At 70.8% G+C, this 14,826-nt stretch carries 14 protein-coding genes; 12 read left to right on the forward strand and 2 right to left on the reverse strand.

The annotated features are described in order from the left end of the window. Nucleotides 1-125: 125 nt before the first annotated feature. Nucleotides 126-1,481, reverse strand: a complete 1,356-nt coding sequence (locus ACFY0T_RS11045; protein ID WP_388867359.1) for a sensor histidine kinase — start codon at nucleotides 1,479-1,481, stop codon at nucleotides 126-128. Between the two features lie 382 nt (nucleotides 1,482-1,863). Next, a complete protein-coding gene (locus ACFY0T_RS11050) occupies nucleotides 1,864-3,057 on the reverse strand; it encodes a sensor histidine kinase (RefSeq protein WP_388867362.1) in 1,194 nt (397 codons plus the stop codon). 296 nt (nucleotides 3,058-3,353) lie between these two features. Between ACFY0T_RS11050 and ACFY0T_RS11055 the strand changes: the two genes are divergently transcribed. The 12 genes from ACFY0T_RS11055 (at nucleotide 3,354) to ACFY0T_RS11110 (ending at nucleotide 14,796) form a co-directional block, all read left to right on the forward strand. Further along, nucleotides 3,354-3,746, forward strand: a complete 393-nt coding sequence (locus tag ACFY0T_RS11055; RefSeq protein WP_388867365.1) for an NADH-quinone oxidoreductase subunit A — start codon at nucleotides 3,354-3,356, stop codon at nucleotides 3,744-3,746. Further along, nucleotides 3,737-4,354: an NADH-quinone oxidoreductase subunit B gene (locus ACFY0T_RS11060; RefSeq protein WP_388867368.1), complete on the forward strand. Its 618-nt coding sequence runs from the start codon at nucleotides 3,737-3,739 to the stop codon at nucleotides 4,352-4,354. The genes ACFY0T_RS11055 and ACFY0T_RS11060 overlap by 10 nt, the downstream gene beginning before the upstream one ends. Then, nucleotides 4,351-5,613, forward strand: coding sequence for an NADH-quinone oxidoreductase subunit C (locus ACFY0T_RS11065; RefSeq protein WP_388867371.1), 1,263 nt, complete (start codon nucleotides 4,351-4,353; stop codon nucleotides 5,611-5,613). Before ACFY0T_RS11060 ends, ACFY0T_RS11065 begins: the two co-directional genes overlap by 4 nt. Beyond that, nucleotides 5,610-6,578, forward strand: a complete 969-nt coding sequence (locus ACFY0T_RS11070; RefSeq protein ID WP_388867374.1) for an NADH-quinone oxidoreductase subunit H — start codon at nucleotides 5,610-5,612, stop codon at nucleotides 6,576-6,578. The genes ACFY0T_RS11065 and ACFY0T_RS11070 overlap by 4 nt, the downstream gene beginning before the upstream one ends. Beyond that, entirely contained in the window at nucleotides 6,578-7,201 is a 624-nt protein-coding gene (locus ACFY0T_RS11075; RefSeq protein ID WP_388867378.1) for a NuoI/complex I 23 kDa subunit family protein, read from the forward strand. Before ACFY0T_RS11070 ends, ACFY0T_RS11075 begins: the two co-directional genes overlap by 1 nt. Next, nucleotides 7,198-7,878: an NADH-quinone oxidoreductase subunit J gene (locus tag ACFY0T_RS11080; RefSeq protein WP_388867381.1), complete on the forward strand. Its 681-nt coding sequence runs from the start codon at nucleotides 7,198-7,200 to the stop codon at nucleotides 7,876-7,878. The genes ACFY0T_RS11075 and ACFY0T_RS11080 overlap by 4 nt, the downstream gene beginning before the upstream one ends. Then, complete coding sequence (nuoK, locus tag ACFY0T_RS11085; protein WP_388867384.1) at nucleotides 7,878-8,252, forward strand: NADH-quinone oxidoreductase subunit NuoK; 375 nt, start codon at nucleotides 7,878-7,880, stop codon at nucleotides 8,250-8,252. The genes ACFY0T_RS11080 and nuoK overlap by 1 nt, the downstream gene beginning before the upstream one ends. Then, the gene (locus ACFY0T_RS11090) at nucleotides 8,249-10,240 is read left to right on the forward strand and encodes an NADH-quinone oxidoreductase subunit L (RefSeq protein WP_388867387.1); all 1,992 of its coding nucleotides are present in this window, start codon (nucleotides 8,249-8,251) and stop codon (nucleotides 10,238-10,240) included. Before nuoK ends, ACFY0T_RS11090 begins: the two co-directional genes overlap by 4 nt. Nucleotides 10,241-10,246: 6 nt before the next feature. Beyond that, complete coding sequence (locus ACFY0T_RS11095; RefSeq protein WP_388867389.1) at nucleotides 10,247-11,824, forward strand: NADH-quinone oxidoreductase subunit M; 1,578 nt, start codon at nucleotides 10,247-10,249, stop codon at nucleotides 11,822-11,824. Beyond that, nucleotides 11,821-13,320: an NADH-quinone oxidoreductase subunit N gene (locus ACFY0T_RS11100; RefSeq protein ID WP_388867393.1), complete on the forward strand. Its 1,500-nt coding sequence runs from the start codon at nucleotides 11,821-11,823 to the stop codon at nucleotides 13,318-13,320. Before ACFY0T_RS11095 ends, ACFY0T_RS11100 begins: the two co-directional genes overlap by 4 nt. Before the next feature lie 223 nt (nucleotides 13,321-13,543). Beyond that, complete coding sequence (gene htpX / locus ACFY0T_RS11105; RefSeq protein ID WP_388867396.1) at nucleotides 13,544-14,407, forward strand: zinc metalloprotease HtpX; 864 nt, start codon at nucleotides 13,544-13,546, stop codon at nucleotides 14,405-14,407. Further along, nucleotides 14,404-14,796 carry a YccF domain-containing protein gene (locus tag ACFY0T_RS11110; RefSeq protein WP_388867399.1) on the forward strand — a complete coding sequence of 131 codons (393 nt, stop codon included), beginning with the start codon at nucleotides 14,404-14,406 and terminating at the stop codon, nucleotides 14,794-14,796. The genes htpX and ACFY0T_RS11110 overlap by 4 nt, the downstream gene beginning before the upstream one ends. The last annotated feature ends 30 nt before the right edge of the window (nucleotides 14,797-14,826 follow it).

Here is a 14,826-nt window from a genome sequence, read left to right on the forward strand (position 1 = left end):
CCGGCGTTTGAGGACGAGCGCGTCAGCGCTGTACGGGGGGTCTGAGGGGGAGCCCCCAGGTACGGGACGGGTAGGGCTGAAGGGGGCGAAACATCCGTCGGCGAGCCCCCACGCCGCAGGGACACTCACCCCCGCCAGGGCAGCTCGGCGGTCACCCGCGTGGGCCCACCCACCGGCGAGTCCACCACCAGAATCCCGTCCACCGCATCGAGCCGCTCCGCGAGCCCCGCCAACCCCGACCCACCGGAGACATCGGCTCCCCCTGCACCGTCGTCGCACACCTGGATCATGAGCCGGTTCTCGGACCGCCACACATCCACCGTGGCCAGCGTCGCCCGCGCGTGCTTGCTGATGTTCTGCAGCAGCTCGGACACCGTGAAGTACGCGATCCCCTCGATCGCGGGCGCGGGCCGGGCCGTCAGATCGACATCGACCTGCACCGGCACCGCGCACCGCGAGGCCACCGCGGACAGCGCGGCGTCCAGTCCCCGGTCGGTCAGCACGGCCGGATGGATCCCGCGGGCCAGATCCCGCAGCTCCTGCAACGCCGTCTTCACCTCACCGTGCGCCTCGTCCACCATCCGCGCCGCGGCCTGCGGATCCTCGGTCAGCTTCTCCTTGGCCAGGCCGAGCCCCATCGCGAGGTTGACGAGCCGGGCCTGCGCCCCGTCGTGCAGATCGCGCTCGATGCGCCGCAGGTCGGCGGCGGCCGTGTCGATCACGACCCCGCGGTCGGACTCCAGCTCGACCACCCGCGTCGCCAGCCGCGACGGACCGAGCAGCCCACGCACCATCAGCCGGTCCACTGTCGTCAGCGCCCGCACGATCCACGGCGTGGCCATCGTGAAGAGCAGCCCCACCAGCGAGGTCACCGTGACCTCGAAGGGGTTGTCGAGGTAGACGGAGTGCGACCCGTCGCCGTACAGCTGAAGCCCGCCCTGGCCGCCGTACATCGGGAAGACCCAGAACCACAGCGGATACGTCAGCAGCGCCCATCCGTACGCCCAGAAATTCAGCGCCACCACGAAGGAGAACACCGCCCACGGGAACTGGACCACCGCGTACAGCAGATGCCGCCACGACGTCCCGCTCTTGAGCATCGCGCCCATCCACGCCATCGCCCCACGCTGCTTCATCCGCAGCGGCTCCGGCTCGGACACCTCGACCCCGAGCAGCCCGCGCGCCCGCGCCCGCTCCAGCGTGCCGAAGCCGCGACAGCCGGCCAGGGCCGCCGCCAGCACCGGTATCCCGAGGAAGGTGATCAGCAGGCCGGCGCCGAGCGAGAACATCGTGACGGCGAACGTGAACATGATGATGCTGAGCGGCAGGCCCAGCATCACATAGCCCAACTCACGCCAGCTGCGGGCCTCGATCGGCGCTCGCAGCGGGGCAGGGAGACGGTGCCGCCGCTCACCGGCGCCCGCCCCGTGGAATCCGGGCCCGCTCCGGTGCCCGTATCCCTGTCCGTACTCCGTGGCCATCGGTCCCGTCCGTTCTACTCGTCCTGCGCGTCGGCTCGTACCTCAACCCTGCTGTCCACGGCGCCGACCGACCATGGAGCGGGTCGGCGTCTTGGGGCGGGGGTTTTCCCTACCTCGCGGGGATCCGCTGATACGGACCCTGGAGCGGGCCGGGGTCCGTATACGGCTCCGAGCGGACCGGAGCCGTATGGGGTTCTGAGCGGGCCGGAGCCGTACCGGGCTTTGAGCGGATCGGAGGCGTGCGGAACCGGAGTGCACCGGAGGCGTATGGAACCGGAGCGAACCGGAGGCGTACCGAACCGGAGTGCACGGAGGCGTACGGAACCGGAGTGCACGGAGGCGTACGAGCGGGGCCTCGGGCGGACCCGAGCCGTACGGCTCCCTACCGCGCGGGCTCGTCCTGTCGGTTCCGCCACGGCAGCTCCGCCGTGATGAGCGTCGGACCGCCGACCGGTGACTCGATGACGAACAGCCCGTCGACGGCGCCGAGCCGGTCCGCGAGGCCCGCCATCCCCGTACCGCCGTCGAGGCCGGCCCCGCCGCGCCCGTCGTCCCACACCTGGATGAGCAGCCGGTCGTCCGACCGCCACACGTCGACGGACGCGGACTTCGCCCCGCTGTGCTTGCTCACGTTCTGCAGCAGCTCGGAGACGGTGAAGTAGGCGATGCCCTCGATGGCCGCGGCCGGTCGCGTCTCCAGCTCGGCCGTCACCTTCACCGGCACGGTGCACCGCGAGGCGACCGCCGACAGCGCGGCGTCCAGCCCCCGGTCGGTGAGTACCGCCGGGTGGATGCCGCGGGCCAGATCGCGCAGTTCCTGCAGCGCGAGTTTCACCTCGCCGTGCGCCTCGTCGACCATCGCCGCGGCCGCGTCGGGATCCTCCAGAAGCTTCTCCTTGGCCAGGCCGAGCCCCATCGCGAGGTTGACGAGGCGGGCCTGCGCCCCGTCGTGCAGATCGCGCTCGATGCGCCGCAGGTCGGCGGCGGCCGTGTCGACCACGACCCCGCGGTCGGACTCCAGCTCGGCGATCCGCCGCTCCAGCTCGTCGGAGGGCGACAGCAGCCCGCGCACCAAGGCCCGGTCCACGTTCGTCAGCCCCCGCGCGATGAACGGCAGCACCGGCCACAGCACGAACAGCGACGTGAGCGTGACCGTGAAGGTGACGATGCCCCACGGCAGCCGTATGAAGTCGTACAGCACCGTCCGCCAGCCCACCGGGTCCTTCAGGCTCGACCAGAGCCAGCCGAAGAAGCCGGTCCGGCGCACGGGCAGCGGGCTCGGCTCGTCGATCCGCACCCCGAGCAGCGCCCGCGCCCGCGCCCGCTCCGCCTTGCCCAGCTGACGCGCGCCACGCAGCCCGCCCGCGAGCAGTGGCAGACCGACCACCGTCACCGCGAGCCCCGCGCCCGTGAACATCAGCGTCGCGACATATATGAAGCCGACGATCGAGAGCGGCAGGTTGGCCAGCAGATGCGCGATCTCCTTCCAGGTCTGCCCGCCATAGGCGAAACGGGCCGGTGGCAGGCGGTCGTCGTCGGCTTCCGCTGCGCTCGTCGATGAGATGCGTTCGGTCATAGGCGTTAGCGTGCCCGGCGGCGGGGCGCGGCGCCATGAGGTGGACCGCCACGATCCACTGGGGAAAACCCCACCCTCCTGGGGCGGACCCCGGGACACCCTCCCGGGGCGGGCCCGGGGACACCTCCCGGGGCGGGCCCGGGAACCTTCGCGCGTGGCCCAGGTGTGACGGGCTGCTTACCTTGTCTTTAGCAGGCCCTAGACTCCCGTCCGTACAGATCGTCGAACACGGCGCATCACAGAGTGCGCGACGGCGCACTCCGGGGCGCAACGAGGTCAGGGAGCGAGGGGCTGACGTGCCGGAACCGACCGTCGTCGCGGCGGGCTACTTCCAGTCCTACTCGGTCGTCGGACTGCTCGCCCTCGTGGGCGTGCTGTTCGTCGCGATCGCCTTCGGGGCCGGCCGCCTGCTGCGGCCCGTGATCCCCACCCCCGAGAAACTCCTGACGTACGAGTGCGGCGTCGACCCCGTCGGCGAGGGCTGGGCCCACACCCAGGTCCGCTACTACGTCTACGCGTTCCTGTATGTCATCTTCGCGGTCGACTCGATCTTCCTGTTCCCCTGGGCGACGGTGTTTGCTGGAGATGGGTACGGCGCGACGACGCTCGTCGAGATGTTCATCTTCCTCGGCTTCCTGGCCGTGGGCCTGCTGTACGCATACAAGAAGGGCGTCCTGACATGGACGTGACCCCTGCTCCTGAGCCTGTTCTGCTTCCCGAGCCGAAGCGACTGGGCGCGCTCGCCCGGCTGGCCCCCGAGCCGATGAAGGTGGTCCTGAACTGGGGCCGCCGCTACTCGCTCTGGGTCTTCAACTTCGGCCTCGCCTGCTGCGCGATCGAGTTCATCGCCGCGTCGATGGCCCGCCACGACTTCATCCGCCTCGGCGTCATCCCCTTCGCGCCGGGCCCCCGCCAGGCCGACCTGATGGTCGTGTCCGGCACGGTCACGGACAAGATGGCGCCCGCCGTGAAGCGCCTGTACGAGCAGATGCCCGAGCCGAAGTACGTCATCTCCTTCGGCGCCTGCTCCAACTGCGGCGGCCCCTACTGGGACTCCTACTCCGTCACGAAGGGCGTCGACCAGATCATCCCCGTCGACGTCTACGTCCCCGGCTGCCCGCCCCGCCCGGAGGCCCTGCTCCAGGGCATCCTCAAGCTCCAGGAGAAGATCGCCCGCGAGTCGCTGGGGGAGCGGTACGGGTCCGGGGCGGCGCGTCCGACCGCGGCCGCGCGTCCGTCCGCAGCCGCGCTCCAGAGCGGCCTGGTACAGCCTCCCGCCCGGGGTGAGGACCGATGACCGTCGGCTGGCTCCCCGCCCCTGTCGAGGAACTCTTCGGCCCCGAGGCCACGGCCGAGGAGTCGTACGAGGTCCTGACGGTCGACGTACCGCCGACGTCCTGGATCGCCGCCCTGGAGACCGCACGTGACGCCCTGGGCTGCACCTATTTCGACTGGCTGAGCGCCGTCGACGAACCCGGCACCGGCTTCCGCGTCTCGGCCCACGTCGTGGCGCTGCCCCCGGCCTCGGTACGCCGCCTCCTCGTCCGTACGACCGTCCCGCACTCCGCGCCCGTCCTGCACTCCGCCGTTTCCGTGTACGCGGGCGCCGCCTGGCACGAGCGCGAGACCCACGAAATGTTCGGCGTGAGCTTCGAGGGCCACCCGGGCCTGGACCCCTTGCTGCTGCCGGAGGGCTTCGAGGGCCACCCCCTCCGCAAGGACTTCGTCCTGGCCGCCCGCGTCGCCAAGGCCTGGCCCGGCGCCAAGGAGCCCGGCGAGTCCGACCACGGCGGCCCGAAGCGCCGACAGATGCTCCCGCCCGGCGTCCCCGACCCCAACGAGTGGGGCCCCCTCAAGGGCCAGCTCCCCCCGGCCCCGTCCCGCCCCGCCCGCGGCGCCGCCCGCGCGGCCGGCGACCGCCCCGTACGCAGGGCCCGCACGGCGGGGGAGGGCTCGGCGAGCCAGACGCCGACGACGGCGACCGCGGGTACGGGTGCCGCTGGTGCTGGTGCTGGTGCTGGTGCTGGTGCTGGTGCTGGTGCCGGTGCGGAGGCCCCTGTGCGGCCGCGCCGCGCGCGGAGCGCGAGCCAGGGCTCGGCAAGCCAGCAGGCCGCGGCCTCGGGCCCCGACCAGCAGGCGCCCGACCAGCAGGCCGCCGCCTCGGCCCCGACGCCCACCGAGCCGACGGCTCCCGCGGCGCCGGCCAAGCCCGCCGCGCCCCGCAGCTCGGATGCGCCGTGGCACCACGCCCGGCCTGCTTTCGACGAGCCGGAGCCGGAGTCGACGTCGGAACCGAAGCCGGAGCCGAAGGCGGAGCCGGCGTCGGAACCGAAGGCGGAGCCGAAGTCGACACCGGAACCGAAGGCGGAAACGAAGCCGGAGCCGAAGTCGGAGCCGGACCAACGCTCTGAGGGCACCCCGGAACCGGGCCCCGAGGGCACCCTGGAACCGGGCCCCGAGGCGACCCGGGAACGGGGAGCCGCCCCGAAACCCCCAGCCCAACCCGACACCGCCAAGACCCCCGACCCCGACGACCCCTCCGGAGGCACGCAGTGAACGACGCTCTCGACGTCGCTCTGCGACTCCTCGTCGTCTTCGTCGTGTTCCTGACGTTCCCCCTGATCGTCGGACAGACCGAGCACAAGGTGATGGCCCACATGCAGGGCCGCCTCGGCCCGATGTACGCAGGCGGCTTCCACGGCTGGGCCCAGCTCGTCGCGGACGGCGTGAAGTTCGCGCAGAAGGAAGACGTCGTCCCCGCCGGCGCGGACCGCCGTATCTTCCAGCTCGCCCCCGCCGTAGCCCTCCTCCCGTACCTCCTGGTCCTCCTCGCGATCCCCATCGGCCCGGGCGAGGGCGCCGTCGGCGAGGTCGTCGACGCGGGCATCTTCTTCGTCCTCGCCGTGATGGGCGTGGGCGTCCTCGGCTCGCTCATGGCGGGCTGGGCCTCGGCCAACAAGTTCTCCCTCCTCGGCGGTCTCCGCACCGCCGCCCAGCTCCTCGCGTACGAACTCCCGATGCTGCTGGCCGCCGCCTCCGTCGCGATGGCGGCCGGCACTGTCTCCCTCCCGGGCATCCTGGACGCCTTCGAGTGGTGGTGGCTGCCCTGGCAGATCGTCGGCGCGATCGTCTTCTTCGTGGCCGGCCTCGCCGAACTCCAGCGCCCGCCCTTCGACATGCCCGTCGCCGACTCCGAGATCATCTTCGGCGCGTACACCGAGTACACGGGCCTGCGCTTCGCCCTCTTCCTCCTCGCCGAGTACGCCGGAATCGTCGTCCTGTGCGGCCTGACCACCGTCCTCTTCCTGGGCGGCTGGCACGGCCCGTGGGGCGCGGACGGTCTCGGCTGGGTCTGGACCCTGCTGAAGGCCGCGATCCTCGCCTTCGTCGTGATCTGGCTGCGCGTGACCTATCCCCGCCTGCGCGAGGACCAGCTCCAGAAACTCTCCTGGACCCTCCTCGTCCCCCTCTCCCTCGCCCAGATCGCCCTCACCGGCATCGTCAAGGTGGTGATCTCCTAGTGGCCCCCATTCCCGGCTCGGGCCTTGCCAAGGGCCTGGCCGTCACCCTCCGCACGATGACGAAGAAGCACGTCACCGCGCAGTACCCGGACACCCAGCCCGAACTCCCGCCCCGCTCCCGCGGTGTCATCGGCCTCTTCGAGGAGAACTGCACGGTCTGCATGCTGTGCGCCCGCGAGTGCCCGGACTGGTGCATCTACATCGACTCCCACAAGGAGACCGTCCCGCCCGCCGCACCCGGCGGCCGCGAGCGCAGCCGCAACGTCCTCGACCGCTTCGCCATCGACTTCTCCCTGTGCATGTACTGCGGTATCTGCATCGAGGTCTGTCCTTTCGACGCGCTCTTCTGGTCCCCGGAGTTCGAGTACGCGGAGACCGACATCCACGAACTCACCCACGAGCGCGACAAGCTCCGCGAGTGGATGTGGACCGTCCCGGCCCCGCCCGCCCTCGACCCCGGCGCCGAGGAACCGAAGGAGCTTGCCGCCGCCCGCAAGGCCGCCGAAAAGCTCGCCGCCGAGCAGGCCGAGCAGGCCGAGCAGGCCGAGCAGGCCGAACGGGCAGCGCAGACCGCGCCCCCTGCCTCCGGCACCTCCGACGCCGCCTCGGAGGGAGAGTCGTGACCTTCGCCGCCGCGCACATCGCGACGACCGCTGCCGCACCCCACGGCTTCCTCTCCCCGACCGGCGTCGAGATCGCCTTCCTCCTCGTCGGCCTGGTCACCTTCGGCGCCGCGATCATCACCGTCACCACCAAGCAGCTGGTGCACGCCGCCCTGTGGCTGGTGGCGACGCTCGGCGGTCTCGCCGTCGAGTACCTCCTGCTCACCGCCGAGTTCATCGCCTGGGTGCAGGTCCTCATCTACGTCGGTTCCGTCGTCGTCCTCCTCCTGTTCGGTCTGATGCTCACCAAGGCGCCCATCGGCCCCTCCCCGGACGCCGACTCCGGCAACCGCTGGGCCGCCCTGACCGTGGCCGTCGCCGCGGCCGCCGCCCTGGTCTGGGTCGTCGTCGACGCCTTCCGCACCACCTGGGTCGACCTGGACGGCGCCCCCGCCGGCTCCACCCAGGTGACCGGAGCGAGCCTCTTCCAGAACTGGGTCCTCCCCTTCGAAGCGCTCTCCGTCCTCCTCCTCGCCGCCCTCGTCGGCGCGATCGTCCTCTCCCGCAAGGCGAAGGCGGACGCGGCGACCACCGCGAGCGCCCCCGCCGGCGGGACCGTCCCGAGCACCAGGACCAGCCGGACCATCCCGAGCGGGACCGTCCCCAGCGGCCCGAGCGACAAGGAAGGGACCCGCTGATGCACCTCGCCTATCCCGCCGTGCTCTCCGCCCTCCTGTTCTGCACGGGCCTGTACGGAGTCCTCGCGCGCCGCAACGCGATCCTGGTCCTGATGTCCGTCGAGCTGATGCTCAACGCCGTCAACCTGAACCTCGTCGCCTTCGACGTCTGGCTCTCCAGGGCCGCCCGCGACACGCTCCACTCCGGCCAGGCGCTGACGCTGTTCACCATCGCCATCGCCGCCGCCGAGATCGGCATCGGCCTGGCGATCGTCCTCGCCGTGTACCGCAATCGCGGCACCTCGGACATCGACAAGCTCCGCGACAGCGCCGAGCCGCACGGCCCCGACGAAGCCACCGTCACGGCAGACGAGAAGGCTGAGGCCACCGCGTGACCACGACCACCCTCGCCGTCCTCGTCCCCCTCCTTCCGTTCCTGGGCGCCGTGGCCGGACTGCTCCTCGGCCGCACGGCCCCCGGCTTCGTCCGCCCCCTCGCCGTCCTGCCGCCCCTCACGTCGCTCGTCCTCGCCGTACTGGTCGCCGTACGCCAAGGCGGCGACCAGGCCATCAACACCGCCACCGAGCTGACCCCGACCGGCTCGGTCCCCATCGAACTCGCCCTGTACATCGACGGCTTCGCCGCCCTCGTCGCCGTCCTGGTCGGCGTCGTCGCGTCCTGCGTGCAGATCTACTCGACGGGCTATCTGCGCGACGACCCGCGCTATCCCTCCTACGCCGCTCTCGTCTCCCTCTTCACCTCCGCGATGCTGCTCGTCGTCTACTCCGGCGACCTGATCGTGCTCCTGGTCGGCTGGGAGATCATGGGCATCTGCTCGTACTTCCTGGTCGGCCACTACTGGGAGACCCCCGAGGCCCGCGCCGCCTCGATCAAGGCCTTCCTGGTCACCAAGCTCGGCGACGTCCCCTTCCTCATCGGTCTGTTCGCCCTTGGCACCGACGCCGGGTCGTTCCGCATCACCACGGTCCTCGGCACCGTCGCGAGCGGTGGACTGCACCACCCGACGCTGATCGCCCTGCTGCTCCTCGCCGGTGTGGCGGGCAAGTCGGCGCAGTTCCCGCTGCACACCTGGTTGCCCGACGCGATGGCGGGCCCCACACCCGTCTCCGCGCTGATCCACGCCGCGACTATGGTCGCCGCCGGTGTCTACTTCATCGCCCGGCTCCTTCCCGTCTTCCAGGCCTCGTCGGCCGCGATGGTCGTCCTCGCCGTCATGGCCGCCGTCACGATGGCCGGCTCGGGGCTCGCCGCGCTCGCCCAGGACGACATCAAGCGCGTCCTCGCGTACTCGACAATCGGCCAGCTCGGCTACATGACCGGTGCCCTCGCCGTCGGCGACCGCGGTGCCGCCGTCTTCCACCTCCTGTCCCACGGCGCCTTCAAGGCGCTGCTCTTCCTCGCCGCGGGCGTGATCATCCACGCCTCCGGCACCAACTCGCTGGCCGTCATGTCCCGTATGAAGGACCTGCGCGCCCGCGTCCCCGACGCCTACTGGACGATGACCGTGGCGCTGCTCGCACTCGCCGCGATCCCGCCGTTCAGCGGCTTCTTCTCCAAGGAGGCCGTCCTCGGCGCCGCCGAGCACGTCGCCACCGGCCACACCGAGCACGCCCCCGGCGCCGCGGGCTGGATCGTCCTCGTCGCCGGCCTGATCACCGCCGTACTCACCGCCGCGTACGCCACCCGCCTGTGGCTGCTGGCCTTCCGCGGCCGGGGCGCCGAGGCCCCCGACCACGGCAGGCAGCCACTCACCATGACCGTCGTGCTGTGGGTCCTCGCGGTCCCGTCGCTCGCCTTCGGCCTGGCGTACGGCCCGCTGCCCGACTGGTTCGACGGCCGCGACCTGACGCCGGTCCTCACCACCTCCGTACTCGCCACGGGGCTCGCCCTGGTCGGCGGACTGGTCACATACGGAGCCTGGCGGCACACCAGCGCGATGGCGGCGCGCGTGCCGCTGGGTGCGGTCGTGGCCCACCCCGATGCCGACGCCGGGACGGTTGAGGCCGAGGCGATCGCGCTGCACGCGCCGGCGTTCGGAGACATGGCCTCCGCTTCCGACCCGGCGGACCCGGGCCGACTACTGCTCGGCCCGCTGCACCGCCACGCGGCCGTCGGCTTCCACCTCGACGCCGTGTACACGGCACTCTTCGTCCGCCCGGTCCAGGCCGGAGCCGCACTCGTCCAGTTCCTCGACCGAGAGGTCGTCGACACCTACGTACGCGGCGCGGGCGCCCTACCCCGCTGGCTCGGCGCGGCCGTACGGCGCGCACAGACCGGCAATGTGCAGACCTATGTGAGCGCGCTGCTCGCCGGCACCGTCGTCCTGGTGGTCGCCGCCCTCCTCGTCGCCACGGGAGCGTGAGCAGGCGTGATCGATATCAGCGAATCCGTGATGCAGATCCTTCTGGCATTCATCGTCGTCGGCCCGCTCATCGGCGCGGCCGCCGCTCTCCTGCCGGCCCCGCCCGGGCTGAAGGGGAAGTCGCCCGAGCAGGCCGTGCTGCGGCACGGCGTGACCGTGACCGGCGCGGTGCTCATCGCCGCGATCGTCCTCGCGCTCGGCTTCGACCACGACCACCCGTCGAAGATGCAGGCCACGACGGACATCAGCTGGATTCCCGCACTCGACGTGCGGATCCACCTCGGCATCGACGGCATTTCCCTCCCCCTTCTGGTCCTGACCGCGCTGCTGACCTTCCTCTGCGCGCTGTACTCCTACTTCAAAATGCCTGCGGGCCCGACCCCGAAGGCCTTCGTCGCACTGCTGCTCGTCCTCGAGTCCGGCACGCTCGCGACCTTCGCCGTCCTCGATCTGCTGCTGTTCTTCCTCGCGTTCGAGATGGTGCTCATCCCGATGTACTTCCTCATCGCCCGGTGGGGCGGTGCGGAACGCCAGGCCGCCGCCTGGAAGTTCATCCTCTTCACACTGCTCGGTTCGGTTGTCATGCTGCTGGGCCTGCTCCTGATCGGAATCAAGGCGGGCACATTCGACATGGTGGCACTCGCCACTGACAACGGCCGGTCGCTGACCACATCCGTGCAGGTCATCGCCGTTTTGGCGATCGGAATCGGGCTCGCGGTCAAGACGCCGATGTGGCCGCTGCACAGCTGGCTGCCGGACGCCCACACCGCTGCGCCCACCGTCGGCTCGGTCCTGCTGGCCGGCGTGCTGCTGAAGATGGGTACGTACGGGTTCGTCAGGATTCTGCTGCCGATCACGCCCGATGGGATGCAGACCTTCGCGCCGTACCTCGCCGCCTTCGCCGTCGTCGGGATCATCTACGGATCCCTGGCCTGCCTGGCCCTCGCCAAGCAGGGCGCGAAGGGCGATCTCAAGCGGCTCATCGCGTACTCGTCCGTCGGTCACATGGGCTTCGTGCTGCTCGGCATCGCGACGATGACACCGACCGGCGTGAATGGCGCGCTGTTCGCCAACATCGCCCACGGCCTCATCACCGGCCTCCTCTTCTTCCTCGTCGGGGCGTTGAAGGACCGCACGGGCACCACCGACCTCGACACCCTCGCCGAGGAGACCGGCGCCGCGCTGTACGGCAAGGCCCCGCGTCTCGGCGGCCTGCTCGCCTTCGGCGCGGTCGCCTCGCTCGGGCTGCCGGGCCTCGCCGGGTTCTGGGGCGAGATGCTGGCGCTGTTCGGCGCGTTCAAGCCCGCCGACGACCTCAGCCGCCCCGCGTATCTGACGTTCATGGCGATCGCCGCCTTCGGCACCCTGCTCACCGCCGCGTACATGCTCGTCGTCGTACGCCGCGTCTGCATGGGCGCCACCCCGCAGCAGGGCAGCCCGAAGCTCGCCGACGTCCAGAGCTACGAGTTCGCGGCCTGGACGCCGCTCGTCGCCCTCACCGTCGTCGCCGGCCTGTGGCCCAAGGCCCTCCTCGGCCTCACCGACCCGGCCGTACAGCAGCTCCTCGCAGGAGGCACCCGATGAGCTCCCTGGTCCAGTCCGTCGACTGGCTCGCCATCGCGCCGCCCACCATCGCCGCGGTCGTCGGACTCGTCGTGCTCGTCGCCGACCTCTTCATCGGCGACGCGAAGAAGGCCGTGCTCGGCTGGGTCTCGGTGGCCGGCCTCGCCGTGTCCGCGCTGATGCTGCTGCCCCTTCTGGACGGCGACCGCGCCACCTTCTGTCTGACGGGCGACGCGGACGTCTGCAGCTATACGGCGGACCAGTTCACGCTCGTCATCCAGTTCCTGGTTCTCGGCGGGGCGCTCCTGGCGGCCCTGCTGTCGGTCACCGCCCTGAAGGACGCCAACAGGGAACTCCCCGAAGGGGAGTTCTGGTTCCTGCTGCTCTCCTCGGCCGCGGGCGCGGCCCTGCTGCCTGCCTCCCGCGACCTCGCGACCCTCATCGTCGCCCTGGAAGTCGCCTCGCTGCCCGCCTTCGCGCTCGTCGGCATCAGGCGCGGCGACAAGAAGTCCTCCGAAGCGGCCCTGAAGTTCTTCCTGTCCTCCGTCACCGCGACCGCCGTGAGCCTGATGGGCGTCAGCTTCCTCTACGCGACGACCGGCACCCTCTACCTCACCCAGATCGCCGAGAAGATCCAGCACGTCGACGGGCAGTTCCACACGCTCGCCCAGGCGGGCGTCGTCCTCACCCTTGTAGGCTTCGCTTTCAAGACGGCCGCCGTGCCCTTCCACTTCTGGGTGCCGGACACCTACGTGGGGGCGCCTTTGCCGGTCGCCGCCTACTTGTCGGTCGTCGGCAAGGCGGTCGGCTTCTCCGGGCTGATCCTCGTCACGGTGGTCGCCCTCCCGTCGTACGCCGACGTCTGGGGCCCGGCGCTGGCCGTGCTGGCCGCCCTCACCATGACGGTGGGCAACGTCGGCGCCCTGCGGCAGCAGGCCACGCGCGCGTACAGCGCGGTACGGCTGCTCGCCTGGTCCTCCGTGGGCCAGGCCGGCTACCTCCTGGTGCCGATCGCGGCCGCCAGCTACTCCAAGGACGCCGAGAAGGCCATCGGCTCCACCGTCGCTTACGCCCTGATGTACGCGGTGGTGAACCTGGGTGCCTTCGCCGTGGCCGCCCTCGTGGCCCGCAGGAGCCCCCTGAACCGCATCAGCGACTACCGGGGCCTGTACGCCGCGAGCCCCCTGTCGGCGCTGGTCCTCGGCTTCTTCCTGCTCTGCCTCGCGGGCCTGCCGCCGGGCATCATCGGCCTCTTCGCCAAGGTCACCGTGTTCTCGGCGGCCGTCGACGCGGGGCTCGGCTGGCTGGCCGTGGTCATGGCCGTCAACGTCGTGATCGCGCTCTTCTACTACCTCCAGTGGACGACGCTGCTGTTCCGCGCCCCCGAGGGCGAGCCCGGCATGCACCGCTTCCCGGCCCCGCTCACGGCGGCGATCGCCCTGACGGCCGTCCTGGGAGTCGCCCTCTCCGGGGCACCCCAGGTGGTCCTGCGCTTCTCGGCGACCGGCCTCTTCTGACCGGACCGCCGTAGAACAGCCCTCGACACGGGCGCAAAACACTCCCCACGCGCGCGTGGCCGTCGTCCGCCATCACCCGTACGGCCCACGCGCGCCGCCGCGCGCACAAGGGAACTAGTGCTCCCCGTCTGGCGTTGACCAGTACGGGAGGGTCCACTGAAGAGTGGAAGCAGAGCATCAGCAAGCAAAGGGTTCCCCTGCCGCACCACTTGGAGGGCGTACCGTGCACCGCCGGCACAACGGGCTCAGGACCGCCGTACTCCTCGGGGGACTGTCCGCACTCATCATCGTCATCGGCAGCTTCTTCGGGCGTACCGGCCTCGTCATCGCACTGTTCATCGCGATCGGGACGAACGCGTACGCGTACTGGAACAGCGACAAGCTGGCTCTACGCGCGATGCGCGCGCGCCCGGTGAGCGAATTCGAGGCCCCTGCCCTGTACCGCATGGTCCGCGACCTCTCCACCCAGGCCCGCCAGCCCATGCCGCGCCTGTACATCTCGCCGACCGAGGCGCCGAACGCCTTCGCGACGGGCCGCAACCCGCGCAACGCGGCGGTGTGCTGCACCGAAGGCATCCTGCGCATCCTGGACGAGCGCGAGCTGCGCGGCGTCATCGGACACGAGCTCAGCCATGTCTACAACCGCGACATCCTCATCTCGTCGGTCGCCGGTGCCCTCGCTTCCGTGATCATGTTCCTGGTCAACTTCGCCTGGCTGATCCCGGTCGGCCGCTCGAACGACGACGACGGTCCCGGCATCCTCGGCCTGCTGCTGGTCATGATCCTGGGACCGATCGCCGCGTCCCTCATCCAGCTCGCCATCAGCCGCTCCAGGGAGTACGAGGCGGACGCGTCCGGCGCCCAGCTCACCGGCGACCCCCTCGCCCTCGCGAGCGCGCTGCGCAAGCTCGACGCGGGCACCAAGCAGCTGCCGCTGCCCCCGGAGCCGCGCATCGAGACCGCAAGCCACATGATGATCGCGAACCCCTTCCGCCCGGGACAGGGAATGTCGAAGATGTTCTCTACGCATCCGCCGATGGCGGAGCGTATCGCCCGGCTCGAGCAGATGGCAGGTCGTCACAAGTGAAGACAATTCTGAATGTCATTTGGCTCGTCCTGAGCGGCTTCTGGCTGTTCCTCGGATACCTGGTCGCGGGTGTGCTGCTGTGCATCACGATCATTGGTATCCCGTTCGGCATCGCCGCCTTCCGCATCGGCATCTACGCCCTGTGGCCGTTCGGCTATACGACGGTGGAGCGCCGCGACGCGGGCGCGCCGTCCTGCATCGGCAACGTCCTGTGGCTGATCCTCGCGGGCTGGTGGCTCGCCCTCGCCCACATCGTCACGGGCATCGCCCTGTGCATCACGATCATTGGCATCCCGTTCGGCATCGCCAACTTCAAGCTCATCCCGGTCTCGCTGCTGCCCCTGGGGCGCGAAATCGTGCGCACGGACCAGCCGTTCGCGTCGCGCTAACGAGTGGGCACAGGGGTGGAGCCGCCGAGG

Origin of the sequence: Streptomyces sp. NPDC001530 (assembly GCF_042894545.1) — a bacterium.
Taxonomy (GTDB): domain Bacteria; phylum Actinomycetota; class Actinomycetes; order Streptomycetales; family Streptomycetaceae; genus Streptomyces.

Bases quoted from the DNA above. Each gene is read 5' to 3' on its own strand.
- ACFY0T_RS11045 (WP_388867359.1), bottom strand. From the start codon at position 1,481: ATGGCCACGGAGTACGGACAGGGATACGGGCACCGGAGCGGGCCCGGA.
- ACFY0T_RS11050 (WP_388867362.1), bottom strand. From the start codon at position 3,057: ATGACCGAACGCATCTCATCGACGAGCGCAGCGGAAGCCGACGACGAC.
- ACFY0T_RS11060 (WP_388867368.1), top strand. From the start codon at position 3,737: ATGGACGTGACCCCTGCTCCTGAGCCTGTTCTGCTTCCCGAGCCGAAG.
- ACFY0T_RS11065 (WP_388867371.1), top strand. From the start codon at position 4,351: ATGACCGTCGGCTGGCTCCCCGCCCCTGTCGAGGAACTCTTCGGCCCC.
- nuoK (WP_388867384.1), top strand. From the start codon at position 7,878: ATGCACCTCGCCTATCCCGCCGTGCTCTCCGCCCTCCTGTTCTGCACG.
- ACFY0T_RS11100 (WP_388867393.1), top strand. From the start codon at position 11,821: ATGAGCTCCCTGGTCCAGTCCGTCGACTGGCTCGCCATCGCGCCGCCC.